Consider the following 26,733-nt stretch of genomic DNA (forward strand, 5'->3'; position numbering starts at 1 on the left):
ACGCAGGGGCTTTTCCTCATCCTCGGAGAGGCAGGGTAACCACCACGCAGGTCTCGCCGGTGTGACCGGCGTCCAGGGTTATGTCACCGCCGTGGGTACGGGCGATAAGCCGGGCGGAATAGGTTCCCAACCCGGAACCCCGACTCGGATTGGACGTGGAATACTTGTCGAAAAAGGTTTCCCGCACGACCCAGGGCACCTCTCCCTGATTGCGGATGCGGATGGTCACGTTCTCGCCCTTCTCCAGAAGGATGGAAATGGAACCGGATTCGGGTGAAGCTTCCAGGGCGTTGCGGATCAGGTTCGAGAGCATCGACTTGAAAAGTTCCTTGTCCACGGTGATCGGAAAGGCTTTGGAGAATTGCCCGTTCCCTGCCTCAATGCCTACGCTGATCCCCTTTTCCCGGATATGGGACAGGGCCTCGACCTTGATACGCTCAATGACCTGGAGCACGTCCACGGTCGTTCTCTCCAGGACATACGTGCCACATTCCATTTTATAGAGATCCAGGGACCGGTTGATCAGGTGGAGCATGGTGTCGCCGGCCTTTTCAATCGTGTCGAGCATGACCGCCTGGGGGGTCGTCAAGCCGCCCATCCTGCGGATTTCCTCGGGCAACCCCACGACTGCGCCAAGGGGCGTTTTGAGGTCATGCCTGGCCATCCGTTCCATATCGTCACGCAGGGTCTCGGCCAACTTGCGGTCCGTAATGTCGCGGCTCACGCCCTGAAGACCGATCCTGTCCCCCTCGTCATTGAGCAGCACGCCCACTCGGGATTCAAGCCACACAGTAGAACCGTCCACGCAGAGGAACTCCATATCCTCCGTGATTGAGGCATGGAAATCGCCTTGTTCGACCTGGTCGTTGAGCACTGTCAGGACATCATTGAAACGGGTTCGGGAACCCGTTGAAAGAAAATCCTGTATGGGCCTGCCCAGCACATCATATCGCTTGAAGCCGCGAATGACCTCGTCGGAAGGGCTGACGTAGGTGAACCGGGAATCAGCGTCCACCCCCCAGATGATATCCGTGACGTTCTCAGCCAGCAGACGGTACTGTTTCTCCCGCTGGCGCAGGGTTTCCTCCATGAGCTTGCGGTCCGTTATGTCCGTGCCCACGCACAATACCCCGACCATGGCCCCATCCCGCGACAGGACCGAATCATTGGCCCAGGCCACCCAGACAATCTCACCATTCTTGCGCAGGCTCATGGTTTCGTCAAAGGAATGATCCAGGGGATTTTTCAGCAACCGGTTCAGGTACCGGCGCATGGACTGCCCTTCCGCATCTTTCCGGGGAATCAGTGTACCCACGAAGGGCTTTCCCAGCAACTCGCCCGGCGCATACCCGTAGAATTCCTCGGCGTATTCATTGCAAAAATCGATTTCACCGGACATGTCGATGCGCAGGATGATGGACTTGGCATTATGGATCAATTGGTAATAGCGTTCTCGATCCTTGAGACGGCCGAGAATCATGACCATCACGGCCCAGAACGAAGCGGGAAGCAACAGTACGAGCAGGCCGCCGAAGGTCAGGATGTAGACCCCATAGGGCGAAAAGGTCCGGCCGGTGCCGGGAGCCGCCGCCAACTGCCAATGCCCGGAGGGGAAATGGATATCCTCGACAATGGGGTCCATGTCGAACACCACGGGGTCGCCCGCCAGCACCAGATCACGGGCTGGCGAGGATTCCGGTTTACGCAAGGCCAGCATCACTTCAGGCTCGAATGCAACAAACTCGCTGCCCAAATAAAAAGCGCCGGAGTCCAGCGTGACGCTGATCAACCCCCAGTACCGGGCAGAACCATCGGCCTCCGACAACAGGACCGGAGTCAGCACAACAACTTCACTCCTGTCGGGAGAGCGCGGATTCGAAACCAGTATCTGGACCTGCCCGGTCCCCTTGGCACGAATGGCCGAGACCCGAAGGGCTGCGGAACCGCTCAGGGGAATCGCCCGACCAAAGGCATGTTCTCTTTCATCGGCCGGATATGCATGCGAAATAATGTCGTTTTTGGCAAGCTGCAAAGACCGGACAGCGTTCCTGCCGGCAAGAAGAATCTCGACAATCTTCTGGAACTCCGCCTGGTCCATTTCCGGATTGACCTGAAGAAACGCCTTGAGAGAATTGACCAGTTGGAAAGTTGACTCGAACCGGATCTCCAGTTGGGACTTGACGGTCGTGAGGGCGTGAACGACCTGTGCCCGGACCTTTTGAGCGTGGTTTTCCTGGTCGGCCCTGTAGCCGATGGTGACTACCACTACCACGACCAGACCGGCGAGCAGGGGAATCAGGTGAACTATGCGCTTGAGCATGATATGGCAATCCGTGTTCTAGGCCAGTGATCCGGCCGCTTCTTGGGCAGCATAGCAAAACTGACTTCAAAGTGAAACGAATACCGTGTGAAGAAACTGCGCCGCAGCCGACTTTTTTCACGCTCGAAAACTACTCCGCCAACCCTCCGGCAAAGACGCCGGGCGTCATGCCCATGACCTTCCGGAAACAACGGGTCATGTGGCTCTGATCGGAAAAACCCGCCTCCACTGCGCTGTCAGCCAGGCTCTTCCCGTTGCGGATGCACTCCTTGACCCGCCGCACCCGCTGCATGATCTGATACTCGTGGGGCGGCATGCCCACTACCGAGGCAAAGACCCGGTTCAATCTGCATGGGCTGCACCCGGCCATCCCGGCCAAGACCTTGAGCGGCACATCATCGGCATGGCATTCCTCCAGATGACGGCGGACCGCAGCTATCCTGTCCTGTTCCGGGACCAGGGCAACCATGGACGCGCTCCCTGTGCAGAGCGGCTCCATGACCTCCAGAAGCGCTGCCTGCCGTTCCAGCCGTGAGGCCGGTTGCCGGGCCATATTCGCCAACCGGAGCACTGCCCCGAAACGGGCCGGATCGTCCGATATCAATTCCGCCGCGGCCAGATCCGCAGGGTCCAGACCCGCCTCCTCGAAACAGCTCAGGGGAATGCTGATCATGATGTATTCACTGGTGCCGCTGTCCGAACAGGCATGCGGAGCATCCGGGGGTATGACCATGACCTGCCCTGCCGCAGTCGTATGACGGACCCCGGCAATGTCCGTATGCCTGACCCCGGCCACCACCGCGCCGACACACACGGATCGATGGGCATGACGGGCCCCGGTGGGCGGCATGCCTGCATGGCGGACCACGCTGACGCCGTCCAGTCCGGGGATTTCGGCATATTCGGTACAGCTTTCGGTCATAGTCCTCAAGATCAGAGCAACGCCGGCATGAATTTGGCCAGCAGACACAGGCCGTTCTCGCCCGCCTGCACCCGATGGGACGCGCTCTCCGGCATGATGGCGACCACGCCGGGCTCATAGGGGATGCATTTGCCGTCAAGGAAACACTGTCCGCTCCCTTCGGCCACCTCATGCAGCTCCCAATTGGTTTCGTGGACATGGTCGCCTATTTCCGCGCCGGGTTCAAGGCGCACCAGATGGGCGCTGAACCGGCCTTCGGTCTCATGCCCGGTGATCAGATGCTTGAGCGACACCCCGGCAAAGGCAGGATGGGCATTCCATTCCAGACCGGCCGCACCCCTGGGCGCATCCGGCCCGGCAATGATTCCCGTATCGAACTTGGTGAAGATATTCATGGAGCCTCCTTTGGTTTCAAGGGAGGATACGGCCAACCGGGCATACCGGTCTTGCACGATCTTGTCGTCAGCCCTGTTTTCGGGCCGTGTCCAATATTTCCCTGACAAAATCGGTCTTGCCTTCGGTATAGGCCACCCGGTCATCAGGGAAACGCACGGCCAGGTCACGCTTGAGCTCACCATATCGGGCAGCGGCATCGGGATGGCCGAGAAGGTAGTCGCGGAACGCGAGCCCTTCCCACAGCGTGGAGTCCCGGACGGTCATATGGATGTGGTGTGTCCGCCGCCCGTCACGGTCCCGCTTGATGGACCAGGGATAGTGCCGCGGGGTGCATCCTTCGGGCTGAGGACGCCAGAAACAGTCATACCCCTGGGCTTCCAGGATGGGTACCGCTTCGGTCCTGACCATATCCAGGTCGGTCACCTCCACCAGCATGTCGATCACGGGCTTGGCGGTCATTCCCGGCAGGGATGTGCTGCCGAAATGTTCTATACGGACCAGCAGCCCCTCCGGTAGGCAGCCCTGCAAATGACGCTTTTCCTCTTCGAAACGCTCAGGCCACGCAGGATCGTAGGGCAACAGCTCGATCCGATCCCGCAACACCCGCTCGATTTTTGCTTCCAACGTTTCCACGGGAATCACCCGATCCGGCCGTTGGTCTCGATCTCGAGGATGAAGGTCTCCACCAATTCAGGGTCCAGGGATGATCCGGCCAGGCTGCGCAGGGTGTCAACGGCTTCGGACAGGGGCCTGCCCTTCTGGTAGGGCCGGTCCGTGGTCATGGCGTCGAAGTAATCCACCACGCACAGGATGCGCGCACCCAAGGGAATCTCGTCCCCCTTGAGACCGCGGGGATAACCCGAACCGTCCATGAGCTCGTGGTGGGCGTAGACGTACTCCAGGGCCGGCCCGAGAAAGTCGAGATTCTTGAGGATGTCCCGGCCCCATTCCGGGTGATGATGTATCTCATCGATCATATCCCGGCTGAGCGGCGTGTCCTCGCAGGTGAAGACACGATCGCTGAATCCGATCTTGCCGATGTCGTGCAGGGTCCCGGCTATGCGGATGCGTTCCACCTCGTCACTGGGCAGACCGAGGCGTTGGGCCAGACGCCGGGCATAGACACCCACCCGCTCGCCGTGGCCCTCGGTGTAGGAATCACGCGCACCCAAGGCATGAACGACCGAGGTCACCGTGTTCACGGTATCGCGCCGGATCTTTTCCAGAAGCTGCTCCAACCGCTCCTCCCTGGCCTCGATCTTGACCATCATCAGGGACACGGCCTCTGCCAGTTCCTGGATTTCCGGGGAACAGGCCGGTCCGGTCAGATGGTGAATCTCGTCGGTGTACGTGCCTGCGGAAATCTTGCGGATGATCCGCAGCAGATCTTCCTGACCCTTGAGCGGAGCCATGGAGTTACCTCCAGACCCCGCTGCATTCGGCGGCAAAATCGTCAAATGTCCTGGCACCCTTTCCGGTCAGGAATTGCACGGCCTGGGTCACGTTGCCCATCATGCCGAGCTTGACCACACGGCTCAGGCTGACCAACATATTCCGGTTCCATTCGGGCACCCCGGCCCCATCAAGCCCTTCCAGAAACTGCTCTTCGGCAATGGGGACATACTTCACGTTGATACCGGCGGCCTGTCCGATGACGTCCGCCACTTCGGAAAGAGTCAATCCCCTGGGGCCGGTCAGGGCATAGAAACTGTTCGTGAAACCGTCGTTGTCGTTCAGCAGGCGGGCGGCGCAGGCTGCGATGTCGCGCACGTCGATGTAGCTGACCGCATAGTCCTCTTCGGGCAGGGCAATGGTGCCTGACTTGATCATGCCCGCATAGACTGTGGAAAAATTCTGCATGAAAGTGTTGGGGCGCAGAATGGTGTAAGGAATCTTGGAATCCTCCACGAACTGGTCCACCATGCCCTGTTCCCGGCCAAGCCGCCAGTGCGCGTCCGAGGACGCGCCGTAGCCGCTGGAGCGCACTATATACCCGATGCCCGCTTTCATGGCCGCGTCCACGGCCAACCGGCCGAAACGGGCCAGCTTCTCCTGCATGGGAATAACCAGGAACATGCGGTCGCACCCTTCCATGGCCCGAACCATGGAATCCACGTCGTTGAAATCAAAGACACGCGCCTCCACTCCCTTTCCCGCCAGCATCTCGGCCTTGGCCGGAGAGTGGACTCCGGCAACAATGTCGGCCGTGTTTTCCAGGGTGTCGATCAGGGCCGTACCGATGTTTCCGGCAGCGCCTGCTATGAAAATCTTGCTCATGTATGGTCTCCTTCCTCCTGACCTGTCGGAGGGGCTGATTCATTGTGACTTCAGTACGCTACACGAAGAAGGCAAGGAAAGGCAAACGAGGAAACACGTATCCGCACGACCGCTCCCCGAACTATTTTGACCACTGGCCGAATATGATTGCGCCCTTGGCGCAGTGAGTGCTAAATCCAGTCTATGCTTGAAAAAATACGGAGTTCAAATGCTGCTTGGAATTGACGTGGGCGGTACCCATACGGATGCGGTCGCCATTGACACCAAAAACGGCGTTCGGGTGGCTGCTTCCTGCAAGGTTCCCACCCGGCACAAGGATCTGCTTTCTTCGGTCACCGAGGCGCTTGAAACCATCCTGAAAGAGGTGGACCAAAGCTCGATCACCCAACTCAACCTGTCCACCACCCTGTCCACCAATGCCATTGTCCAGGGCAAGACCGAAGATGTGGGCGTCATCGTCTCTTCCGGTCCAGGCATCGATCCGCACAATTTCATGCCGTGCAAGGACTTCCATGTCATCGAAGGATCCATCGACCACCGGGGAAACGAGGTCCGCGCCCTGTCCACCCGACAGCTTGCCAACGCCATTGAAACCTGCCGCGAAAACGGCGTGCGCGTGTTCGCGGCCGTGAGCAAGTTCTCCACACGCAACCCCCGGCACGAAAACCTCATCCGCCGCACCCTGTCCAGCGGCCCGGGCCGAGACTCAAACGAACCGGCCGATTTCGTGACCCTGGGCCATCAACTGGGCGGCTCCCTGAATTTCCCGCGCCGCGTTGCCACCGCATACTTCAACTGCGCTGTGTGGCGGATCTACAACGACTTTGCCACCGCCGTGGAAAAGTCCCTCAACGACATGGGGTTGGCCCACGTCAAGGTGAACATCCTCAAGGCCGACGGCGGCACCATGCCCCTGCCCCAGTCGCGCACCATGCCCGTGCAATCCATCTTTTCCGGTCCCGCCGCGTCGGTCATGGGCATCATCGCCCTGACGGACATCTTCCACGATTCGATCATCCTGGATATCGGCGGCACCACCACCGACATTGCGGTCTTTGCCGAGGGCGCACCGCTCATCGAACCCGAGGGCATCAACATCGGCTCCCACCCCACCCTGGTCACGGCACTCAAGGTGCATTCCATCGGCATCGGCGGGGATTCGGCCATCACCGTGGTCGGGGACGAGGTCCGCGTTGGCCCCAACCGGATCGGCCCGTCCGTGTGCCTGGGCGGCGAACACGTCACCCTGACCGACGCGCTGAATCATGCCGGGATTTGCTCCGTGGGCGACACTGCCGCCTCTCTATCCGCCATAGCCAGCTTTGCCGACAAGCATTCCTTCTCCGCCGACAAGCTGGCCGAGGCAGCCATAGCCCATGCAGCGGACGCCATCCATGACGCCTCCCGGCAACTGGTGGCTGAAATCAACGCCAAGCCGGTCTACACCATCCACGAACTGATCGAGGGAAAGAAGATCGTCCCCAAGAAGATCTACCTCATGGGCGGACCGGCCCAAGCCATGAAGATGGAAATCTTCAGCCGTTTCCAGATATCCACCGAGGTCCCGGACAACTTTGACGTGGCCAACGCCATCGGAGCGGCCCTGACCCGCACCACCTGGGAATTGGAATTGTTCGCCGACACCCAGCGCCATGTCCTGTTCATCCCCACCCTGTCCTACCGCGAAAACGTGCACACCAGCTACGACCAGACGGACGCGGAAAAGGACGCGGTCAACCAACTGACCATGCAGCTCGATTCCATGGGGGTTTTCCTTCGGACCGAGGACGCCCTGATAACCCACTCCTCCAGCTTCAACATGGTGGAAGGCATGGAGCAGGTGGGCAAGAACATCCGCGTGAAATGCCAGGTCAGACCCGGCGTCGTGAAGACCTTCGGAAAGGGACGCTAAGCCATGCTCAAATCGAAAAACACACTCGGCATCATATTTTTCCCGGCATTCGACTGGGCCATATCCCCCACCCACCCCGAACGGCAGGAGCGACTCCTCTACACCCAGGATCAACTGCGCGAAGAAGGCATCTTCGACATCGAAGGCGTGGGAGAATACAAGCCTGATGTTGCCGGTATCGAGGACGTGGAGCGGGTCCACTTCTGCTTCCCGGAAGTGGCGGCCGTGGCCACCCGGTCCCACCTCATCTCCGCAGGCGGGGCCATGAAAGCCGCTGATCTGGTCATGGAGGGCGAGCGCGACTGCGCCTTTGCCATGGTCCGCCCGCCCGGTCACCACGCCATGAAGGTGGTGCACGGCTCACGCGGATTCTGCACCATCAACATCGAAGCGGTCATGATCGAACACATCCGCGAAAAATACGGACGCAAGAAGATCGCCATCGTGGACACGGACTGCCACCACGGGGACGGCACCCAGGACGTCTACTGGCATGACCCGGACACCCTGTTCATCTCCCTGCACCAGGACGGCCGCACCCTCTATCCCGGCTCCGGCTTTCCCCAGGAACTGGGCGGTCCCAACGCCTTGGGCAAGACCATCAACATCCCGCTGCCGCCCAATACCTCGGACGAGGGGTTCCTCATGGCCATGGAACGCATCGTCATGCCCATCCTCGACGACTTCAAGCCGGACTTGATCATCAACTCCGCAGGCCAGGACAACCACTTCACCGACCCGATCACCAACATGAACTTCTCGGCCAGGGGCTACGCCACCATGAACGAGATGCTCAAACCGGACATCGCCGTGCTCGAAGGCGGCTATTCCATCCAGGGCGCCCTGCCCTACATCAACCTGGGCATCTGCCTGGCCATGGCCGGGGTGGACTATTCCCATGTCCGGGAACCCAACTACAATGCCGAAAAAATCCGCCAGGACACTCGGACCACTGCCTACATCGAAGAACTCTGCAAACAGCTCCCAAAGCTTTACTTCAACCCGCCCGGCTTCGACCCCGGCGGCGACCGCCAGCAGGGCGTCGTCTCCGGTGACACCTTCATCCGGCACAAACAGGTCTACTATGACACCGACGGCATCAACGAGGTGCAGCAGGAAACCGTCACGCTCTGCAAGAAATGCCGGGGCCTCTTCAAAGTGGAAACCCGCGCCGACTCCGGCCCGCTGTGCCTGGGCGTGGAAATCCCCATAGACGCCTGCCCGGCCTGCCGCAACCAGGGCTACCACATAGTGGAAGAAGCCCAGATCAAGGGAACCTACAGGTATATCCAAATGATAAACCGGCTGGACAAGGAATACCTGCGCTACGGATTTTAGGAATGCCTCCGGCGGCCAGGGAACCTTTTGAAAAAGGTTCCCTGGACCCTCCAAAACTTCTTATCGCCGCTTCGCGGGTGCTTCCTGCCAGGCTCTTCCCAGCTTGGAGCGTCTTTGAGTGCGCAGCACGCAAACAGCGGCTCTTTTCCGCGAGCGCGATCAGGCTTGGGAGAGTGGGTCAGATGTGCATTTCCCGGGTGCGGTTCAACCGGAGGCGTAGCCTGGCTACGGTGAGGATTGAACCGTGCACGGGAAATGTGCAGATGGCCCGCTATCGCAAGCCGCGTCTATTTGTAAGAAAAGGACCAGCCAGGCAGGCTGGACGAGATATCGAATTTGATGGAGCCCAGGATTTCCTGGATGAGGGTCTTTTCCTCGACCGGACCTTCGACAAGAGAGGCCCTGCCTTCGATTTCAGCCAGTTCCTTGAGCTTGTCCATGGCCTGGGACATGGAGCCTATCTGGTCGACGAGTCCCAAAGCCAATGCCTGACGGCCTGACACGGCGCGGCCGTCCGCGATGGCGGCGATACGCGCGCGGTCCATGCCCCGGGCCTCGGCAACATGATCCACGAACTGTTCGTGCAAGTCCTGCATGAGTCCGATCATCTGCTCGCGCTGCTCAAAGGAGAGTTCGCGCAGGGGGGTTCCGGCGGCCTTGTACTTGCCGGTGGCCAGGACTTCGGGCTTGATGCCGAGTTTTTCCATGGCTTCGGTCACGGTGACGAATTCGGCCATGACGCCGATGGAGCCGGTGATGGAACCGGGGTTGGCAAAGATGAGCCGTGCCGGGACCGAACAGTAGTAGCCGCCGCTGGCGGCCACGGACCCGTAGGATGCCACCACGGGCTTGACTGCGTTCAGCTCCTTGACGGCCTGATAGATTTCCTGGGAGGGCGCGATGGCCCCGCCGGGAGAGTTCACCCGCAGGAGCACGCCCTTGATCGACTTGTCTTCTTTCAGGGCCTGAATGAAGGAGACCACCTTCGAGGAACTGAGGATCATTTCCTCCACATAGACCACACCGATCTTGTCGGACCCGGCAATGGACCCCGGAGTCAGTCCCACGGAACGGAAAAAGGCCATGGCCCCCGCAATGAGGGCCACGGCCATTATGATCATCATCACCCCAAACAAGAAGGGGTGGCGTTGGGAGAAACGGTCGTGAGTTCCTGCCGAACGCATGATGGATTTACCTTACTTGGTCTCTTCTTCGGCAGCGGCATCTTCTGCCGGGGCCTCGGATTCAACAGCTTCTTCAACCACGGCTTCGACAGCTTCCACGGCTTCCACGGCTTCCACGGTTTCCACGGTTTCTTCAACCTCGGCCTCGGCAGCGGCTTCAGCAAGGGCATCGCCGGCAGCTTCTTCCAGCTTCTCGCGGAGCAGGTCGCCCAGGGTGGAACCGGCGTCTACGCCACCGCCACCAAAGGACTTGGACTTGCCGCCGGCAGGACGGGCAGCCTCTTCCTTGGTCTGCTTGATGGACAGGCCCAGACGGCGCTCGTCAGCAGAGACATGGATGACCTTGGCTTCGATGGTGTCGCCTTCCTTGAACATCTCGGAGGGGGACTTGATCTTCTTGCGGCTGATTTCGGAAACGTGAACCAGTCCTTCGATGCCTTCCTCGACCTCAACAAACAGACCGAAGTCAGTGATGTTGGTGACGAGACCGTTGACCTTCTGGCCCACGGGGTACTTGGCCGGAACCTGGGACCACGGGTCTTCGGTCAGCTGCTTGACGCCCAGGGTGAACTTCTCGTTCTCCTTGTCCACGGTGAGGACCTTGGCCTGGACGGAGTCGCCGGACTTGTAGACTTCCGAAGGGTGACGGATTTTCTTGGTCCAGGAGATGTCGGACACGTGGATCAGGCCGTCGATGCCTTCCTCGATGCCGATGAACACGCCGAATTCGGTGATGTTCTTGATAGCGCCTTCGAGGACGGTGCCCTCGGGGTACTTCTCTGCAACCACATCCCACGGGTTCGGGGAGATCTGCTTCATGCCGAGGCTGATGCGCTTCTTGTCCTGGTCCACGCCGAGCACGATGACTTCGACTTCGTCGCCGACCTTGACCATCTGGGAGGGGTGGCGGAGCTTGCGGGTCCAGGACATCTCGGAGATGTGCACCAGGCCTTCCACGCCGTTTTCCAACTCAACAAATGCGCCGTAGTCGGCGAGGTTGGTGATGACACCGGTGAAGCGGGACTCCTCGGGGTACTTCTCGGCGATGTTTTCCCACGGATCAGGCACGAGCTGCTTGAGGCCGAGGGAGACCTTCTGGCCTTCGCGGTCGAAGTTGAGAATCTTGAGCTGCAGATCATCACCCAGGTTGACCATCTCCTTGGGATGCTTGATGCGCTTCCAGGACATGTCAGTGATGTGCAGCAGGCCGTCGAGACCGCCGAGGTCGATGAACACGCCGTATTCGGTGACGTTCTTGACCTTGCCTTCCACGACCTGGCCCTCCACGAGGGTGTCGAGGAGCTTGTCACGCTGCTCGGAGCGCATCTCTTCGAGAAGCACGCGGCGGGAGACGATGACGTTGGAACGACGGCGGTTGATCTTGAGGATCTTGAATTCGAATTCCTTGTTGACCAGGGCGTCCATGTCCGGGACCGGGCGCAGGTCAACGTGAGAGCCGGGCAGGAAGGCCTCGACACCGCCGAGATCAACGGTGTAACCACCCTTGATGCGGCGGAGAATGCGGCCGATGACGTCGCCGTCCTTTTCCTGAAGCTCTTCAAGTTTATCAAAAAGCTGCATCCGCTTGGCCTTGTCGCGGGACAAGTAGATGGTGCCTTCGGCTTCGTTCTTGCGGGCGACGAAAACGTCGACCTTGTCACCGACAGAAACGGTCACGGTGCCGTCCACTTCGGTGAATTCCGACACGGGGATCTGCCCTTCGGACTTGAAATTCACATCAACAAGCACGTAGTCCTTGTCGACTTTGACGACTTCACCGGCAACAATGGTGCCTTCGTCCAGGTCGCCGAAATCGGAATTGAGATACTCGTCAAGAGCATCAGCAAAGTTCATTTCCATTTCAGGCATTTCAACAGATTCAGTAGTTTTTTCCATGGGTTACCTCCACAACGGACCTCGGTCAAATTAGTATTAACGCATATTTTCGGGATGAGGGTACCGGCGCATCCGGGTCATCGTTTCCGAGGCAGGCGAGCCCCGTTTGCGCGGTCGGCACAACAGGCCGATTCCGACATCCTTACGTTCGATTTAAAGAAAACCAGCAATTCAAGCCGGTTACAGCAATAGCATTCTTCCATATATAGAAGAATTATGTACGTAGCCGAATTTGATGAGCCTGTAAACCCTTTTCCGTCAAGCATTCCCACGGATTTCCACCTTCCAGGACCCGAGGCTCCCTTTGATTAACAAGGCGGAGTTGTGTAGGATTCCCTGAAACAGCGACAGGGAGGCAGGCGTGTCTGACACTCGTTTTGAAATCTTTTTGACCGAAGCGCGGGCCGGTTGGCTGGAATTCCGGGCCGTACTCGGCAATTCCCACTTTGACCTGAGCGTGCATTCCAATTTTTCCGAACCCCTCAAGGATCTGTTCCTCTGCCTGTGCGACATCCATGGCCTGGACGCCCCCACGGACATGGAAGCAGACTACCGGCACACGGAATTCGAATGGGGCGGCGAAGGCTGGCTCTACTACTGGGTCGTGACCCCGAAACCCGGCGGAGAACTGGATATAACTATAGATTTCAAAGGCAAACGCGAAGTCGGCGGCATTGAATACCCGGTCTGGAAAATCACCGCCTCCACCACGTGGCGGGACCTGGCCGAACAGGTTTTCACCCAGGCCTCGGAAATGCTTTGGATGTACGGTTTCTCCGGCTACTACGCACGCTGGGAAAAGGATTTTCCCACCGGCCCCATGATGCGCCTCGGGCATCTGCTCCACGGATTGCCCCAGGACACCGACGACTTTTCCCGGGAACTGGGCTACCTGGCCGAGACCCGGTGATATCCCATGCGGCTGTGGACCGTCCATCCCGCGTTTCTTGACGCCAAGGGGCTGACCGCGCTCTGGCGCGAAGGGTTGCTGGCGCGCAAGGTGCTGCGCGGGCTGACCAGGGGATACGTCAATCATCCGCAGCTCATCCGGTTCCGCAACCACCCTGCCCCGCTTTCCGCCATGGACGCCTATCTGGCAGGAGTGCTGGCGGAATCACTTCACCGGGGCTACGCATTCGACGCGACCAAAATCGACAGCACCGCCCAGGCAGCGCCCATGGAAGAGACCACGGGCCAGCTTGAGTTCGAATGGCGCCACCTGCTGGCAAAACTGGCAAAACGCGACCCTGTCCGCCACGAGACTCTCAGGGCGAGACGCCCGGAGCCCCACCCGCTGTTCGTCCTGATCAAGGGCGATGTCCGCGGCTGGGAAAAACGCTGACCCCTTCTCAATCCCGCACAAAGATCAGGCCGGACCGGCGCATCTGCACCGGCCCGGCCCGTCGGCGTTGGGAATATACGATTGCAGCGGACTGCTACGACCTGACGCCGGTCCCGGTATACCGGGCCGGGTCCTTGAGCGTGCTCAATGTCTCGCCCTTCCCGACCTTGTCCCTGAGGTACTTGGGCGGACTCATCAGTCCGCGCAGGGCAATGCCGTCGAAGAACCGCAGCTCGCCTTCCACGGCAGCGGCAAGGAACGCGTCCACCGTTTCCGGGTCCGGGTTGGTGTCCACGGGCTTGAGGCTGCCCATGGCAAAGCCCAGGGGCACCACATAGGTGGGCGTGCAGGAAAAGAAATGGGCGACGTTTTCGAACACCGTCCCCAGGGTACGCACGATCATCGCGTGGTTGTCGTCAAAGGGCGGCGTGACCGGCCCCGCCTGGATGGTAAAGACACCGCCAGGAGCCAGTGCGTTGCGGCAGGTGGTGAAGAATTCCCTGGTGAACAGGTTCATCGCCGGGCTGTCCTCCAGGGGATCGGACAGGTCGCAGATGATCACGTCCCAGGATTCACCCTGATTTTCGAGCACCTCGAAGGCATCCCCGAAACGGATTTCGGCGCGGGGGTCTTCAAAGCATCCCTGATGAATCTCGCCGAGGTGTTCCTGGCAGGCATTGAAGACCACTTCATCGATCTCCACCTGCACGGCCTCGGTCACGGACTTCCACTTCAGGACCTCGCGCACGGCGCCGCCGTCAGCCCCGCCCAGAACCAAAACCCTGGACGGCGAACCGTGCTGGTGCATGGACGTATGCACCAACGGCTCGTGATACAAGAATTCGTCGAGTACCGTGGTCTGCCACTTGCCGTCCAGAACCAAACCAGTGCCAAAGGTCTTGGAACGGACAATGGACATCTCCTGGTACTCGGTCCGCTTGAACTCCAGGATCTGCTCCACCCCGTGCAGGTGAACATCGTCCTGGGTCATGTACTCGGTTATCCAGTAGTCACATGTCAGTTTTGAACCTGCCACAGGGTCGCCTCCTCGGGTTGTGTCAAGGGAAGATGACAACCACAGCCGTTGCCGCGCGGAAGCACGGTCAGGGTGTGGTCCTGAGCCTGGAGCTGCTCAATGAGATATTCGCAGGCAAGCCGCGGCCTTGCGGTCTCGCCGCAGGTAAAGATGTCCACCGCCGCATACCCGGATTCCGGCCAGGTATGAATGGAAATATGGGATTCAGCCAAAAGGGCCAGCGCAGTGACGCCCTGTGGTTCGAATTTGTGACTTGAGAGATTGAGCAGAGTGGACATGGCCGTTTCGGAAGCTCTGGCCATGCTGGAAAGAATATGCTGCTCGTCATCGAGCAAATGGGCGGGACAACCTTTGAGTTCAAGAATGCAATGCATACCTACAGTATTCATTCATCAACACCTCGTAATTATGGGTTAACGACCGAAAAACCTCCTTGCCGCACAGGACAAGCAGCAGACCAGATCAGACACTAAGCACATAAAACCCCCTTGGTGACGTTGGCCACGCGCCGAAATGACGCGGACCCGGCGGGAGCCGCTTCCGGGTATACACCCAGGGGCATCCTGCCTTGGTCGTTCTCGTTTCGGACCGGTCAATCCTTCTCGAAAACGAACCATGTGAATGGAGCTTGTATACAAGACTTCGCCGAATGCAAGCCTTTTTTTTGCCCCTATACCATGCAGGCGAGACGGGCGTCACAGCACCCAAAAACACCTTTTCCCCTGACGGCAATTTCCTTCCGCCTTCCGGCCATATACGGCAACGGCAGTCATCCGGTTTCAAGGACTTGATCTTTGCTCTCAAAACTGCACAAAACCGGACGAAAACCTGAGGGCGTCACCGCCTCCATCGGGAATCGGGGCTCGCGATCGAAACTCGACAGCCGGAGCCCACAAGGCAGGCGCTGACACCCGGGGAGCCAGCCAAATAAACAAGGTCGATGGACATTATCGGGTATATCCTATACTAGGGCCTGATCTGACATAATTCTACAAAGGAATCAGCCATGAACAAGTGCCTCAACGCCCTTTTGCTCTTTTCCATTCTGATAATGACCGGATGCGCATCGTCCCAAATGATGAAGGTGCCGACCGACGTTGCCCCTTTCACTGCTGACCCGGAAAAAGCCACGGTCGTCTTCATGCGCCCCTCATCCTTTGGCGGTGCCATTCAATCCTATGCATTTCTGTATGATGACGATGAACCGGAATTCATCGGCATCATATCCACCAATTACAAGATCGCCTACCAGACTCCTGCGGGAAAGCATCTCTTCATGATCATGGGAGAGAATGCCGATTTCCTCCAGGCCGACCTGGCCCCCAACCGCATCTATTACGTGGTTGTCGAGCCGCATCTGGGCTTTCTCAAGTCCCGCTTTTCACTGGACCCGGTACCCGCATCGCAGTTTGACACCCAGGATTTCAAGGACGATCTTGCAGAATGCCATTTTGTCCAGAACACCCCGGCCTCCATGGAATGGTTTGAACAGAACAAGGCGGCTGTCGTCAAAAAATACAAGAGCTACTACCCAGACTGGCTGGAAGATACTGAAGATCAGCATCACCTCTCCCAAGAAGACGGCCGCCCCTGAGCCGCAAAAGGGCCTTAGGACCGCATGAAATCATACCGGAAAGAACTCTTCTTTGAAGTCCCGACCCGCCGGGCGTTTCTCAACATCACCGACGAAGTTGAGGCTTGCCTGCATGAATCCGGTATCACCGAAGGACTGTGCCTGGTCAACGCCATGCACATCACGGCCTCGGTGTTCATCAACGACGATGAAGCCGGCCTGCACCATGACTACGAGGTCTGGCTGGAGAAGTTGGCCCCGCATGAACCGGTCGGCCAGTACCGGCACAACGGCTATGAGGACAATGCGGACGCGCACATGAAGCGGCAGGTCATGGGCCGCGAAGTGGTGGTGGCCGTGACCGATGGTCGCCTGGACTTCGGCACCTGGGAACGCATCTTCTACGGCGAGTTCGACGGCCGCCGCAGAAAGCGCGTCCTGGTCAAGATCATCGGGAATAGCCGGGTGTACGAATATCCTTGACCTCAGCCACGCGCCTTATTATCAAGGCCACCAAGTGCGCCAGTAGCTCAGTTGGATAGAGCATCGGCCTTCTAAGCCGACGGCCGGGGGTTCGAATCCTCCCTGGCGCACCAGACATTTCAAGGGACTTACGGGAATCCGTAGGTCCCTTTTCTGTCGTGCGATGGCAAATGACCATCGCACGAGACCTGAGCCCGCCTCACGGCGTTCATATCGCGGACGCGGGCATGAGGAAAAGGAAGGCTGCAGACGTGATGTCAGCTGACCCGTGATCTGTGTCGATCCAATCCTGTTTCAACAAGTTCCCCCCGGCAAAGCCGGGGGGTGGGGTGGGGAGGGGTAGTATCCCTTGACAGGCACATCGTGTCTTTTTTATTGCAATGAAAATCCATATTTCACAGGATCTTCCTGATCGATCACATATTGTCCGTAGCCTGTAATGAATGCGCTGCCGGTGATCTCCGGGATAATCGCCTTATACGGCCCAACCATTGTTTCTCGCAATGCCTTACCGATGAATTTGGTATTGATCACACTTTCATAGACGAAGGGTTCTCCCAAAGCCAACTCGCCCCGTGCCCATAGCGTAGCGACTTTTGCGCAGGTTCCGGTACCGCAGGGCGAACGATCAACCTGGCCATCAAAGATGGTTATATTTTGCATATCCGTATCCGGCGATTTGGCGGGACCATAGATTTCACACAAATCTATGGTTGTAATGTGCGGCAAATCGGGATGAATGATCTCAATCTGTTCATTGGCTGCCCGGAGAATGGCCATGCCTATGTCTGTCAATTTCAAAGAATTTTCCTTACAAATCTCGATTCCCAACTGTTCACAGCCAATGATGGCAAAAAAGCTTCCGCCAAAAGAAATGTCCATTGTCAATTTCCCATATTCAGGGACGTCAACTACCACGTCTTTTTTGTACAAAAAAGCGGGAACATTTTCGAATGACACGCTCTTTGCCTTGCCGTCTTCCACTGCCACTTTCACAGCAACCAACCCCGCAGGGGTCTCCATTTTTACAGTGGTCACCGGCTCTTGAACTTCAATCATACCTGTTTCCACCAGAATGGTGTTGGTGGCGATCGTTCCGTGGCCACACATATTGTGATAACCATGTCCGTGCATAAAAATTACACCGAAATCAGCCTCTGGATTGCATGGCGAAGTCAGGACTGCACCATACATGTCACTATGGCCCCTCGGCTCCAGGATCAGTGCCCGATGTAAATAGTCATAGTGCTCCATGAAATATGCTTTCTTTTCCGGCATGGAACTGCCCATCACTTTCGGGAATCCGCCAACTATCAACCTCAAGGACTCACCCATTGTGTGCGACTCTACTGTAAATATATGACGATTGGATTTCATAAAAAAACTCCATGGTATTGTGCTGCAATTACCAAGCACAGTATATTCATTTTGAATCCATTGCTGTGGTGGCAACAAGGTTATTGCCACCAAACAATTCCCTGATCAGGTCAGTTCTGACCAGGGAATGTTGTTATCTATGGGGCGATTTAAGGAACGTTGCTCTCCGGCAGTCCGACCACCTTGGAGGAGGCTTGCTCTCCCCTGTCCTTGAACATGGAGTAAATCATGGAACCGGAGGTGTAGAGGACAACGGCAATGACTACCCATTTCAGCATGAACAACGGCAAAGACTTGACTACGAATGCTGCTATAAGCACCCCCGGGATGCCGGCCAGCATGTAAATCAAGGCTACCTTGCGATCCAGCGCCCCTTCTTTGATGAACTTCAGAGAGGCAATGGGCATGAGAAACGCGCACGACCCCATCATGATGGGGAAGGCTGCGCGAGGGGACATGCCCAGGAAGTAGATCAGGGCCATGCAGGGCGCATACAGGCCAATGCCCGCTGTCATCAGGATGCCCAGGATGAAGTTGCCAACCACGGCAATGATCAGGTTGATTCCAGTCAATCCCGTTGCATCGCCGCCGCTGGGCATCCAGCCCATCATACCCAAAAACATCACTACGGCAGTGACGAACAGGGCGATTCCCATGGTCAGGCGAACCTTCTGCACTGAAAAGTGCGAAATTATGGAAGCACCGAAATACGCTCCCACAGAGCTGGAAATGAGCATGCTGATCAAGGTCACCGGGTCCACCTCAATGGTCGTGATCAGGATACAGCCCGAAAAGACCTCGGGAAGGGAGGTGAAGACATTCAATGTCCCCGGGATTTTCTTGTCATCAATCTGTTTGAAAAATCTTAGTAAAGCGGTTGCGGGAGCAAAGTTGCCTATCCCAAGCGTGTCGCCGAACATCGTCAACAATCCAATGGGAGCCACCTTATAGGCAGAAGCCGGACTTTGCACATGACGATTCGCTCGATAGTCCCTCAAAAAGACATAGAAAAAGTATGCACCCAAAAGAACCAGCAAACCGGTGAGAATTCTAACCATTTTTCCCTCCGCCGCATAACGGCAAGCTTGATACCTTTATTGTTTCGTGGTCGGGGCCGTTGGCCATCCGACAGCCGGTACAATCTCTCACCGCGCCCTTTGCTAACGTCGCTATCTCAACACTGTTTGCCTCTTCGGAAGGGACGGCCCACGCCTCTCCCGAAACGGTGCTCGAAATTGAGCTTTGAGGGCAGCCCCGGCGGAATATGTTGGCAGGCACAACCGCCAGGGCTTCATGCTCCGGGTAAGGAGGAATAAAGGGAGCATGCTCAAATCTTCCAATGTAACAGGGCCTACAGCCATTTGACTACAAAAGGTCAGATGGGCTGGGCATCTCAATGAGTTCCCCCAGGCGTAGGGGGAAGAGAGGAGGTTGTGCCGTATATAGCGGCAGGTTCTCCAACGGGAGTCCATGGGCATCGGCAATCATTTCAACGACGGCCTGACCACAGATGCGGCCCTGGCAGGTTCCCATGCCTGGTCGAGCCTGAGCTTTCAGGCCATCAGGCGAATAGCAGCCCTCGCGGATAACTGCGTTCAAATCCCCGGCTGTCAGCTCCTCGCATCGGCAGACGATTGCGTCCGGATGCGGCTGCAGCATGGATGGCGTGGGAGCGAAGTATTCATCCAGGAAAGGTTGCAATGCATTGCAGCGCTTAAGCGTCCGCAGGAAAGGCCGGGCCTCCCTATCACGATCGGCCAGCGGCAGGCGGCCAAGCTCACGACAGATATCCAGGCCAACGAGACTTCCTTCGGCCCGGGCTGCCACTGCCCCGCGCACCGTCACGGTATCGCCGGCTGTACGCAGGCCGGGAGCAGAGGTCTGGCCCCACACGGTCGCATCCACATGCCAGTAGCGCTGGGTCTGGTCCCAGGCATGGCGGAGACGCGCCAGTCGGGTAATACGACTTTCGGAGATAACCCCCTCGTGCAGCAGTACTGTGGAGGCAGACAGATTCTTGCGCTTGCCGCCTTGGGTGGCGAAACTCACATCCAGGCCCTGTCCGTTCTCGCTGATGGCCACATCCCGTACGCCCATCACGCACTTCTGTTTCAGCAGCGTCTTTGCCGCCATGCTGACGCCGTGGAGAAAATACCCCGGACGAGCCAGGGCTCCGGCAGCATGCTTCATGGCTCGCAGGGCGTTACCCAGCCTGCCCGTCAACAACACACCGGCCACAGGCACCTTGAAATGGCTCAAATGTACAGCCGCTTGAAGAATCAACGGTCCATTGCCGCACAAAACAACCGGTCCCTCCGGCAACAGGCCGGCCGACTTCAGCAGCACGTCCGAAGCGCCTGAGCCCATGACGCCGGGCAGGGTCCAACCGGGCAGAGGCACCGGACGTTCCATGGCACCGGTGGCCAACAAGACCTGCCTGGCCCTGACGAATCGGCTCTTGCCCTGTTGGCTGTAATATACCCGGTCCGGGGCGATATCCCAGACGTTGGCACCCGCCTCGAACTGCGCGCCACATTCGAGAAAGCGCTTCACCAGCGGGAGGCCTGCGGCATAGTCGCTGCCCAGCTTGCCGGACATGGGCGAAGAACCGACGCTACGGTATATCTGACCTCCCGGCTCATTTTGCCGATCCACTACCAGAGTGGACAAACCATGCCGGGCAGTCTCAATAGCCGCAGACATTCCAGCTGGCCCCGCGCCGACGATAATGACATCCCAAACACTACTCATGGCTATTCTCCTTGTGGAAATCGGGTGCACCATCCTGGCGGTATACCTGCATGCCTTCGACTACCATCGTCAGACAGGCCTGTTGATTGGGAATGCCGTCTATGGTCATGAGACATTCGTGACAAACGCCCATCTGACAATAGGGGCCCCGCTTTTGTCCTCCGTGAGAGGTGCGGGACCAGCCGTGGGAAGGATCAAGGACCGCGGCCGCCACAGTCATGCCCTCCTCGGTCTGAACGGGTTGGCCCTCGAAGTATATTGTGACAATTTTGCCTTTGGAGGCACTGACTTTTTTGAACATTTTATTCCTCCTTACACCGACGCTTCTCCGGCGGGCAGCGCCGGAGGGTTGAAGCCAAACCGATCAATACTCATGTAGCTGGTGTCGATGAACGGAGCTTGACCACGGACAAGTTCCGACATGATTTTGCCCGTTATGAGAGAGAGGCTGATGCCGAGGCCCTCATGCCCTGCCCCCACGAACAAACCAGGGACATGGGTGGTGGATATGATGGGCAATTCATCCGTCGTTGCAGGCCGGACGCCGGCGTAACAGCGGAGGATGCGCATGTCGGACAAGGTCGGGAAGAATTGATTTCCCCGTTCGGCCACAGCGCGCATGACTGCGGGGTGGGGGCGTATATCCATGCCCACAAAGCGGCGGCTGCTGCCGATCAGCACGGTTCCTGCCGAAGAGGGCTCAATAACAAAGGCCACGCCGAACTTATCCATGTCGGGTGTCACATTTTCACGTTTCAAACCATGCTTGGTCAGCAGATATCCATATTCCACATAGGCCTTGCCCAGCAGACCCTTGACGCGCTCAGTGACGATAATATGACCCTGGCGTGGGCGAATGGGAATATTCACACCAAGCATGGCGCCCATTTGCGGTGTCCACACACCGGAAGAGAGGATAACGTTTTTCGTGGCGATCAAGCCCTTGTCCGTCTCCACTCCGCTCACCCGCCCATTCTCCATGCGAAGGTTCGTTACCCGGGTACGCGGCAAGATGGTCGCACCATTGGCCTCGGCATGCTTGGCAAGGCCAAAGCAAAGGCGCATGGGGTTTAATGTACAGTCATTGTTGAAGTTCAGGCAGGCAAGGACATTATCACCGATGTTGGGTTCGCGATGACGCAACTCGTCCCTGTCCCAAAGGGTGACATCGAATCCCTCTTTCTTCTTGCCTTCGTAGTTTGCCTTGACCGTTTCAAGGTGGCTCTCATCGTCCACCAACAGGCCAATGCCTTCGGGGGTGAAGTCGAAGTCCACAGGCAGGAATTTCTGGGCTTCATAAAACAATTCCTGTCCTGTCTTACAGAACACGCTGTAGTCACCAGGAGGCGTGTCGTAGGTGACCACGTGCCCTTCACAACGGCGGCTGGTGCCCCAGGCGAATTCTCCCCGTTCCACCAGTGTTACGTCCACCCCGTCCATGGCGAGGTAGCAGGCAACAGCCGTTCCGACGGCCCCACCACCGATGACGACGGCTCCGGCTGTTCGTTTGCTGCTCATGTCATTTCTCCTTATTGCCCTGCATCCATTGAGCGTCCGCAACACGCCCGAAGACCAGAAAGGTTGTTAAATATTAGATTCTTGAAAAGTTAACCAAGATCCATTCCCCTCCGGGAAGATCGTGGCCCGACCTATCCACGGAAAAACACCAGAATGCCACATACATATCAACGAACAACAGAATCGGAGACCTCCGGTATGAAACCGCCGACCGTCTCATTCTCTTCGCAACACGCTGCTTCCTCCAGGCTGCAATCGCGGGTTTCTGGAGCCATTTTCAGGCTGACCACATAGCCCAGGAATGTTATTCCGGCCGCGATCATCATGGTGACCTTGATGTCCAGCCGCGCCAGGGCCAAGGGCACGAGATAGGTGCCGATGGCCGCGCCTATTCGGCTCAATGAAGAGGCAAGTCCCACGGCCGAAGCGCGAATTTCCGTGGGAAAAAGTTCATTGGGATAGATGAATTGCAGGTTCTGCGAACCGCCGGTGGCCAGCGCGTATATCGCGAACAGCGCCAGGATGAGGTACGGAGATCTGTCGGTGAAGACACCGAGCAACAGCAACGCCACACCCGACCAGAAAAAGCTGTGCAGCAGCAGGGAGCGGCGGCCGATTGTGTTGACCAACGGCAGGGGGACGATACAGCCGATCATGAAAATGACCGTAAGAATCGCGGCTCCGGTATGGCCCAGGCTCCCTGCGAGTCCGAGGGCTGCCATGATCTTGGGTGCAAAGGAATACACTGCGAACAAGGGAACGATGGCGCAGGTCCAAAAGATGGTGATGAACAACATGCGGGTACCGTATCCCGACTGAAACAGACGCCGTATGCTGACAGGCTTGCTGGTCATGGACACTCTCTGCATCAATTCGATGGGAATATCCTGGTCGTAAACTCGCTTGAGAACAGCACGGGCCTGACTGTAGCGCCCCTTCTGAATCAACCATCGGGGCGATTCCGGCGTATTACGGCGCATGAAGAGAAAAAGCACGGAGGGCAGAACAGCGCTGGCAAGCATCCACCGCCATGCTTCCGGGCCATAACCCAGCATGATGTCGCCGACGATGTAGGCACAGCTGGCCCCGACGAACCACATGGCCTGCAACGTGCCTATAAAGGGGCCACGAAAACGTTTGGGGGTAAATTCAGCAAGAAGGGCGGTGGCAATGGGGTAATCAGCGCCAATGGCCATACCAAGCAGAAAGCGGAGGATGAAAAGGAAAAGAGGACCGTCGACCCAGAACTGGGCAAGCGAGAACACGCCGAGCGCGATCAGGTCGATAGTGTAGAGCACCTGGCGGCCGTATTTGTCCGTAAACCAGCCCCCGGCAAAACCGCCGAGGAACATGCCAGCCAAGGTGGCAGCTCCAATCATCCCTTCCCAAAAAAGAGACAACTGCATGAAGGGCGTGATCTGCACCAAGGCGATACCGATCATGCCCATCACGTAACCATCCAAAAAAGGCCCCCCGGCAGAATACACGGCCAGATGCTTATGAAAACTGTTTAGGGGAGAATTGTCACATAATTCGGTCAAGAACTCCTTTTCCATTACACTATCCTCCAAATATGTCGCATACATGTCTCCTGTTCTGTGGAACAATTTAACCACTTCACGCAGATACGATTCTCCTCAGGCCCGCAAAAAGTTCTCAAATCAAGCGACCTTGTTCATGTCGTCACCCAATTGGCCCGGGGGGCAGGCGGCGGTCGCGCTCATCCGAATCATGGAGAATCGGGGGCTGATAAGCGCAGACCACCGCCCGCCAAGGGCGTTGGTTAAGAGAATTCTGCCGTAAATACCATTTCAATGAGTGCGCCCATGGCAATATGGCTCACTTCAACGGTGGCACGCGCCGGTTTGTGATCGCCCATGTATTTCTTGTAGACCTCATTATACCCTGCGAAATCGTCCCAATTGGCAAGGTAGACCGAGGCTTTGACCACGTTTTTTATACTCAGGCCGGCTGAATCCAGAAGTGATTCCAAGTTTTGCATGGCCTGCTCGGTTTGCTCCGCAATATTCGTCCCAACCAATTCACCGGACTTTCCAAAAGGCCCCTGGCCCGAAAGGTAGAGCGTGTTGCCGCTTCGGATCGCATCCGTATAGTGACCCAATGGGGCCGGAGCATTCTTGTCGTTAATGAATTCCATAACAATCTCTTTTGGATAAAGTTTAACAGTTGTTGAGAAAAAGCCCCCCGGCGGCCGAAGCCACCGGGGGAGTTTTACTTGTTATCTGTAGGCTGCAACACGATTCTGGCATCCACAACGTCAATGCCGTTTGCTGTTGCAAACACCGGGTTCAAATCGACCTCGGCCACTTCACTGAGCTCGTCGACCATATACGAAAGCCGACTGATAGCCTCCACCAGGGCGGGCACGTTGACCCCTGCCTGCCCGCGAACTCCGGTCAGAATCGGGTACCCCTTGATCTCGCGGACCATGCGGTTCGCTTCGGGAGCATTCACGGGGGCAACGCGAAAGGCCACATCCTTGAGAACCTCGACGAAAATACCGCCCAGGCCGAACATGACAGCAGGTCCGAAGGTGCTGTCGTAACTGCTGCCGATGATGCATTCCACGCCGCCGGGCAGCATGGGGGTCAACATCACGCCGAAAACATCGGCGGAAGCGTTATACTCCTTGCCGTTGGCGATCAGTTGGTCATAGGCCTCCCGAGCCTTGGCCTCGCTGTCAACGTGCAGAATAACTCCGCCGGCATCGGTCTTGTGGAGGATGTCGGGCGAGACGATCTTCATAACCACCTTGTCTGCACCCATTTGGGTGAACAGCCTGGCTGCTTCGTCCGCGCTGGCGGCGAGCAAGTGTCCCGGAAGGTCGAAGCCATAGGCTCGCAACACTTCACGAGCCTCGGTCTCCACCAGATTGACTCTGTTTTGGGAGCGAACAGTCTTGAAGATGGCGTTGACCTTGGCCGTGCGATCCTCGGGAAGCTGCGGCGGTGTCGCGGCAATTTCCTCCTTGATCTTTTCCTGGCGGCTATTGAAACCGACCAAAGCGCCCATGGCCCGCATGGCAGAATCGATGGAACCGTAGACAGGGAAGCCGTGCTTGCGGATATAGGTCAGGCTTTCGGGCTGCTGGGCGTAGTACATGGAATGCATGAGCACAGGCTTGTCCGAATTGTTCGCCCGCTCGACCAGGCTCTTGGCCACATCCATTTCCAACTGGCGAAATTCCTCTGAGAAATCGCAATAGCCGCCGTACAGTCCTGCAATGACCAATCCGTCCACTTCGGGATCGGCCAGCAGCACTTCAGCGCAGCGGTCAAACACCCACATGTCGTGTTCGGGCGTACCCGCAAGGTCGACAGGGTTCTTGATGGGGCAATGGGGCATGAGGATGGCACGCAGCTTTTCCTGGGTCTCCTCGGAGAGCACAAAGGCATCCAGCCCGAGAGGCTCGGCCATATCCGTGGCCATGACACCGTGCCCACCGCCATCGGTAAGGATGGCAATGCGGTTGCCCTTGGGCTTCTTGCAACGGGAAAAGGCCTCGCCCACATCCAGAAGTTCCTGCGGTGTTTCCACCCGAACCACTCCGGCCTGATTAAGGGCGGCGTCAAAGATCCTCTCACTGCCGGCCAGAGACCCCGTATGCGAAGCGGCGGCGCGGGCACCCGCCTGGCTGCGGCCAATCTTGATGGCGGCCAGAGGCTTCTTGAGTGTTGCCACGCGGGCATTCTTCAAGAAGTTGCGGCCGTCGTCCACTGAGGCGACGCGCAACCCTTCCATATACATCATGACCACGCGCGTGGCCTCGTCCTGGCCGAGGTACTCCACGAAGTCGGCAAAACGCAGGTCCATTTGGTTGCCGATGCTGGCCCATCCGCTGTAGCCGATGCCGCGGGTCTTGGCGTTGAAGTTGATATCAATGCCGAAGTTGCCGCTCTGGAGCACCAGCCCCATGGGGCCGTCGGCCAGGTCAATGGTGCTGGCGTTAAGATGGACGGGCGAACTGAAGATGCCCATGCAGTTGGGACCCTGGATCCGCATGCCCGTCTTTTTGGCGATGGCGACTATTTTCTTTTCCAGTTCCTTCCCTTCAGCACCTGTCTCACCGAAGCCGGTGGCGACCACAACCAGGGCCTTCACGCCCTTGTCGGCGCACTCCTGAATAACCGGCAGAATATATTTGGGAGAAATACCAACGATGGCCATGTCTACCGGACCAGGAACATCTGAAATACTGGCATACGGTTTTTTGCCCAGAATATCTGCAGCGGCAGTTCTTGATATGAAGTACAGGTCACCGGTGAACTTGCTGTCAATCAAGCCCTTGGCGGTCCAGTACCCGTATTTTTTCGGATCCGACGAAGCGCCGATGAGCGCTACGCTCTTGGGCCGAAAAAGAGGATTCAAATCTGACATGTTCTATTTT

Annotated in this window: 24 protein-coding genes and 1 tRNA gene; 7 read left to right on the top strand and 18 right to left on the bottom strand. The window is 57.7% G+C overall.

The window, feature by feature from the left end; genetic code table 11:
- Window positions 1-16: 16 nt before the first annotated feature.
- The 6 genes from DWB63_RS12405 to DWB63_RS12430 form a co-directional block, all read right to left on the bottom strand.
- A complete protein-coding gene (locus DWB63_RS12405) occupies window positions 17-2,320 on the bottom strand; it encodes a PAS domain S-box protein (protein WP_128329158.1) in 2,304 nt (767 codons plus the stop codon).
- A 130-nt stretch (window positions 2,321-2,450) separates the two neighbouring features.
- Window positions 2,451-3,242 carry an AraC family transcriptional regulator gene (locus tag DWB63_RS12410; protein WP_128329159.1) on the bottom strand — a complete coding sequence of 264 codons (792 nt, stop codon included), beginning with the start codon at window positions 3,240-3,242 and terminating at the stop codon, window positions 2,451-2,453.
- Window positions 3,243-3,253: 11 nt separating this feature from the next.
- Window positions 3,254-3,637, bottom strand: a complete 384-nt coding sequence (locus DWB63_RS12415; protein ID WP_128329160.1) for a cupin domain-containing protein — start codon at window positions 3,635-3,637, stop codon at window positions 3,254-3,256.
- Window positions 3,638-3,704: 67 nt separating this feature from the next.
- Window positions 3,705-4,271 (bottom strand): GrpB family protein, encoded by a 567-nt coding sequence (locus DWB63_RS12420; protein WP_128329161.1) that lies wholly within the window; start codon window positions 4,269-4,271, stop codon window positions 3,705-3,707.
- A 5-nt stretch (window positions 4,272-4,276) separates the two neighbouring features.
- Entirely contained in the window at window positions 4,277-5,050 is a 774-nt protein-coding gene (locus tag DWB63_RS12425; RefSeq protein WP_128329162.1) for an HD domain-containing phosphohydrolase, read from the bottom strand.
- A gap of 4 nt (window positions 5,051-5,054) precedes the next feature.
- Window positions 5,055-5,915, bottom strand: coding sequence for an NmrA family NAD(P)-binding protein (locus tag DWB63_RS12430; RefSeq protein ID WP_128329163.1), 861 nt, complete (start codon window positions 5,913-5,915; stop codon window positions 5,055-5,057).
- 208 nt (window positions 5,916-6,123) lie between these two features.
- Between DWB63_RS12430 and DWB63_RS12435 the strand changes: the two genes are divergently transcribed.
- Both DWB63_RS12435 and DWB63_RS12440 read left to right on the top strand, forming a co-directional pair.
- Window positions 6,124-7,827, top strand: coding sequence for a hydantoinase/oxoprolinase family protein (locus DWB63_RS12435; protein ID WP_128329164.1), 1,704 nt, complete (start codon window positions 6,124-6,126; stop codon window positions 7,825-7,827).
- Between the two features lie 3 nt (window positions 7,828-7,830).
- Window positions 7,831-9,165 (top strand): histone deacetylase, encoded by a 1,335-nt coding sequence (locus DWB63_RS12440; RefSeq protein WP_128329165.1) that lies wholly within the window; start codon window positions 7,831-7,833, stop codon window positions 9,163-9,165.
- A gap of 287 nt (window positions 9,166-9,452) precedes the next feature.
- On the opposite strand, the gene sppA is transcribed toward DWB63_RS12440, so the two are convergent.
- Together sppA and DWB63_RS12450 are read right to left on the bottom strand one after the other, a co-directional pair.
- Window positions 9,453-10,349, bottom strand: a complete 897-nt coding sequence (gene sppA / locus DWB63_RS12445) for a signal peptide peptidase SppA (RefSeq protein WP_128329166.1) — start codon at window positions 10,347-10,349, stop codon at window positions 9,453-9,455.
- 12 nt (window positions 10,350-10,361) lie between these two features.
- Window positions 10,362-12,245: a 30S ribosomal protein S1 gene (locus tag DWB63_RS12450; protein ID WP_128329167.1), complete on the bottom strand. Its 1,884-nt coding sequence runs from the start codon at window positions 12,243-12,245 to the stop codon at window positions 10,362-10,364.
- Window positions 12,246-12,606: 361 nt separating this feature from the next.
- Here DWB63_RS12450 and DWB63_RS12455 point away from each other — a divergent pair, with 361 nt between their 5' ends.
- Both DWB63_RS12455 and DWB63_RS12460 read left to right on the top strand, forming a co-directional pair.
- Window positions 12,607-13,155, top strand: coding sequence for a hypothetical protein (locus tag DWB63_RS12455; protein WP_128329168.1), 549 nt, complete (start codon window positions 12,607-12,609; stop codon window positions 13,153-13,155).
- Between the two features lie 6 nt (window positions 13,156-13,161).
- Window positions 13,162-13,587: a pyrimidine dimer DNA glycosylase/endonuclease V gene (locus DWB63_RS12460; protein ID WP_128329169.1), complete on the top strand. Its 426-nt coding sequence runs from the start codon at window positions 13,162-13,164 to the stop codon at window positions 13,585-13,587.
- Window positions 13,588-13,681: 94 nt separating this feature from the next.
- Here DWB63_RS12460 and DWB63_RS12465 read toward each other — a convergent pair whose 3' ends face one another.
- Window positions 13,682-14,623, bottom strand: a complete 942-nt coding sequence (locus DWB63_RS12465; RefSeq protein WP_128329170.1) for a spermidine synthase — start codon at window positions 14,621-14,623, stop codon at window positions 13,682-13,684.
- A complete protein-coding gene (gene speD, locus DWB63_RS12470) occupies window positions 14,605-15,012 on the bottom strand; it encodes an adenosylmethionine decarboxylase (RefSeq protein WP_128329171.1) in 408 nt (135 codons plus the stop codon). The genes DWB63_RS12465 and speD overlap by 19 nt, the downstream gene beginning before the upstream one ends.
- Before the next feature lie 617 nt (window positions 15,013-15,629).
- Here speD and DWB63_RS12475 point away from each other — a divergent pair.
- The 3 genes from DWB63_RS12475 to DWB63_RS12485 all read left to right on the top strand — a co-directional run bounded on the left by DWB63_RS12475 (window position 15,630) and on the right by DWB63_RS12485 (window position 16,792).
- Window positions 15,630-16,217 carry a hypothetical protein gene (locus tag DWB63_RS12475; RefSeq protein WP_128329172.1) on the top strand — a complete coding sequence of 196 codons (588 nt, stop codon included), beginning with the start codon at window positions 15,630-15,632 and terminating at the stop codon, window positions 16,215-16,217.
- A gap of 24 nt (window positions 16,218-16,241) precedes the next feature.
- Window positions 16,242-16,679, top strand: coding sequence for a secondary thiamine-phosphate synthase enzyme YjbQ (locus tag DWB63_RS12480; protein ID WP_128329173.1), 438 nt, complete (start codon window positions 16,242-16,244; stop codon window positions 16,677-16,679).
- A 36-nt stretch (window positions 16,680-16,715) separates the two neighbouring features.
- A tRNA-Arg gene (locus DWB63_RS12485) sits at window positions 16,716-16,792 on the top strand.
- 259 nt (window positions 16,793-17,051) lie between these two features.
- On the opposite strand, the gene DWB63_RS12490 is transcribed toward DWB63_RS12485, so the two are convergent.
- The 8 genes from DWB63_RS12490 to DWB63_RS12525 form a co-directional block, all read right to left on the bottom strand.
- A complete protein-coding gene (locus DWB63_RS12490) occupies window positions 17,052-18,056 on the bottom strand; it encodes a proline racemase family protein (RefSeq protein ID WP_128329174.1) in 1,005 nt (334 codons plus the stop codon).
- Between the two features lie 149 nt (window positions 18,057-18,205).
- Window positions 18,206-19,114: a sulfite exporter TauE/SafE family protein gene (locus tag DWB63_RS12495; protein ID WP_128329175.1), complete on the bottom strand. Its 909-nt coding sequence runs from the start codon at window positions 19,112-19,114 to the stop codon at window positions 18,206-18,208.
- A gap of 307 nt (window positions 19,115-19,421) precedes the next feature.
- Window positions 19,422-20,807, bottom strand: coding sequence for an FAD-dependent oxidoreductase (locus DWB63_RS12500; RefSeq protein WP_128329176.1), 1,386 nt, complete (start codon window positions 20,805-20,807; stop codon window positions 19,422-19,424).
- Window positions 20,800-21,108, bottom strand: a complete 309-nt coding sequence (locus DWB63_RS12505) for a (2Fe-2S)-binding protein (RefSeq protein WP_128329177.1) — start codon at window positions 21,106-21,108, stop codon at window positions 20,800-20,802. The genes DWB63_RS12500 and DWB63_RS12505 overlap by 8 nt, the downstream gene beginning before the upstream one ends.
- An 11-nt stretch (window positions 21,109-21,119) precedes the next feature.
- Complete coding sequence (locus DWB63_RS12510) at window positions 21,120-22,325, bottom strand: FAD-dependent oxidoreductase (RefSeq protein ID WP_128329178.1); 1,206 nt, start codon at window positions 22,323-22,325, stop codon at window positions 21,120-21,122.
- A gap of 167 nt (window positions 22,326-22,492) precedes the next feature.
- Window positions 22,493-23,881 carry an MFS transporter gene (locus DWB63_RS12515; protein WP_128329179.1) on the bottom strand — a complete coding sequence of 463 codons (1,389 nt, stop codon included), beginning with the start codon at window positions 23,879-23,881 and terminating at the stop codon, window positions 22,493-22,495.
- Between the two features lie 227 nt (window positions 23,882-24,108).
- On the bottom strand, window positions 24,109-24,483 hold the full coding sequence (locus tag DWB63_RS12520; RefSeq protein WP_128329180.1) for a Rid family detoxifying hydrolase: 375 nt from the start codon (window positions 24,481-24,483) through the stop codon (window positions 24,109-24,111).
- A gap of 74 nt (window positions 24,484-24,557) precedes the next feature.
- The gene (locus tag DWB63_RS12525; protein WP_128329181.1) at window positions 24,558-26,723 is read right to left on the bottom strand and encodes an acetate--CoA ligase; all 2,166 of its coding nucleotides are present in this window, start codon (window positions 26,721-26,723) and stop codon (window positions 24,558-24,560) included.
- Between the last annotated feature and the right edge of the window lie 10 nt (window positions 26,724-26,733).

Source organism: Pseudodesulfovibrio sp. S3 (assembly GCF_004025585.1).
Taxonomy (GTDB): Bacteria; Desulfobacterota; Desulfovibrionia; order Desulfovibrionales; family Desulfovibrionaceae; genus Pseudodesulfovibrio.

Excerpts from the sequence above, each read along its gene's own strand:
- DWB63_RS12430 (WP_128329163.1), bottom strand. The coding sequence starts at position 5,915 with ATGAGCAAGATTTTCATAGCAGGCGCTGCCGGAAACATCGGTACGGCC.
- DWB63_RS12450 (WP_128329167.1), bottom strand. The coding sequence starts at position 12,245 with ATGGAAAAAACTACTGAATCTGTTGAAATGCCTGAAATGGAAATGAAC.
- DWB63_RS12415 (WP_128329160.1), bottom strand. The coding sequence starts at position 3,637 with ATGAATATCTTCACCAAGTTCGATACGGGAATCATTGCCGGGCCGGAT.
- DWB63_RS12410 (WP_128329159.1), bottom strand. The coding sequence starts at position 3,242 with ATGACCGAAAGCTGTACCGAATATGCCGAAATCCCCGGACTGGACGGC.
- DWB63_RS12435 (WP_128329164.1), top strand. The coding sequence starts at position 6,124 with ATGCTGCTTGGAATTGACGTGGGCGGTACCCATACGGATGCGGTCGCC.
- speD (WP_128329171.1), bottom strand. The coding sequence starts at position 15,012 with ATGAATACTGTAGGTATGCATTGCATTCTTGAACTCAAAGGTTGTCCC.
- DWB63_RS12500 (WP_128329176.1), bottom strand. The coding sequence starts at position 20,807 with ATGAGTAGTGTTTGGGATGTCATTATCGTCGGCGCGGGGCCAGCTGGA.
- sppA (WP_128329166.1), bottom strand. The coding sequence starts at position 10,349 with ATGCGTTCGGCAGGAACTCACGACCGTTTCTCCCAACGCCACCCCTTC.
- DWB63_RS12520 (WP_128329180.1), bottom strand. The coding sequence starts at position 24,483 with ATGGAATTCATTAACGACAAGAATGCTCCGGCCCCATTGGGTCACTAT.
- DWB63_RS12460 (WP_128329169.1), top strand. The coding sequence starts at position 13,162 with ATGCGGCTGTGGACCGTCCATCCCGCGTTTCTTGACGCCAAGGGGCTG.
- DWB63_RS12475 (WP_128329172.1), top strand. The coding sequence starts at position 15,630 with ATGAACAAGTGCCTCAACGCCCTTTTGCTCTTTTCCATTCTGATAATG.
- DWB63_RS12510 (WP_128329178.1), bottom strand. The coding sequence starts at position 22,325 with ATGAGCAGCAAACGAACAGCCGGAGCCGTCGTCATCGGTGGTGGGGCC.
- DWB63_RS12480 (WP_128329173.1), top strand. The coding sequence starts at position 16,242 with ATGAAATCATACCGGAAAGAACTCTTCTTTGAAGTCCCGACCCGCCGG.
- DWB63_RS12495 (WP_128329175.1), bottom strand. The coding sequence starts at position 19,114 with ATGGTTAGAATTCTCACCGGTTTGCTGGTTCTTTTGGGTGCATACTTT.
- DWB63_RS12505 (WP_128329177.1), bottom strand. The coding sequence starts at position 21,108 with ATGTTCAAAAAAGTCAGTGCCTCCAAAGGCAAAATTGTCACAATATAC.
- DWB63_RS12440 (WP_128329165.1), top strand. The coding sequence starts at position 7,831 with ATGCTCAAATCGAAAAACACACTCGGCATCATATTTTTCCCGGCATTC.
- DWB63_RS12515 (WP_128329179.1), bottom strand. The coding sequence starts at position 23,881 with ATGGAAAAGGAGTTCTTGACCGAATTATGTGACAATTCTCCCCTAAAC.
- DWB63_RS12405 (WP_128329158.1), bottom strand. The coding sequence starts at position 2,320 with ATGCTCAAGCGCATAGTTCACCTGATTCCCCTGCTCGCCGGTCTGGTC.
- DWB63_RS12490 (WP_128329174.1), bottom strand. The coding sequence starts at position 18,056 with ATGAAATCCAATCGTCATATATTTACAGTAGAGTCGCACACAATGGGT.
- DWB63_RS12525 (WP_128329181.1), bottom strand. The coding sequence starts at position 26,723 with ATGTCAGATTTGAATCCTCTTTTTCGGCCCAAGAGCGTAGCGCTCATC.
- DWB63_RS12425 (WP_128329162.1), bottom strand. The coding sequence starts at position 5,050 with ATGGCTCCGCTCAAGGGTCAGGAAGATCTGCTGCGGATCATCCGCAAG.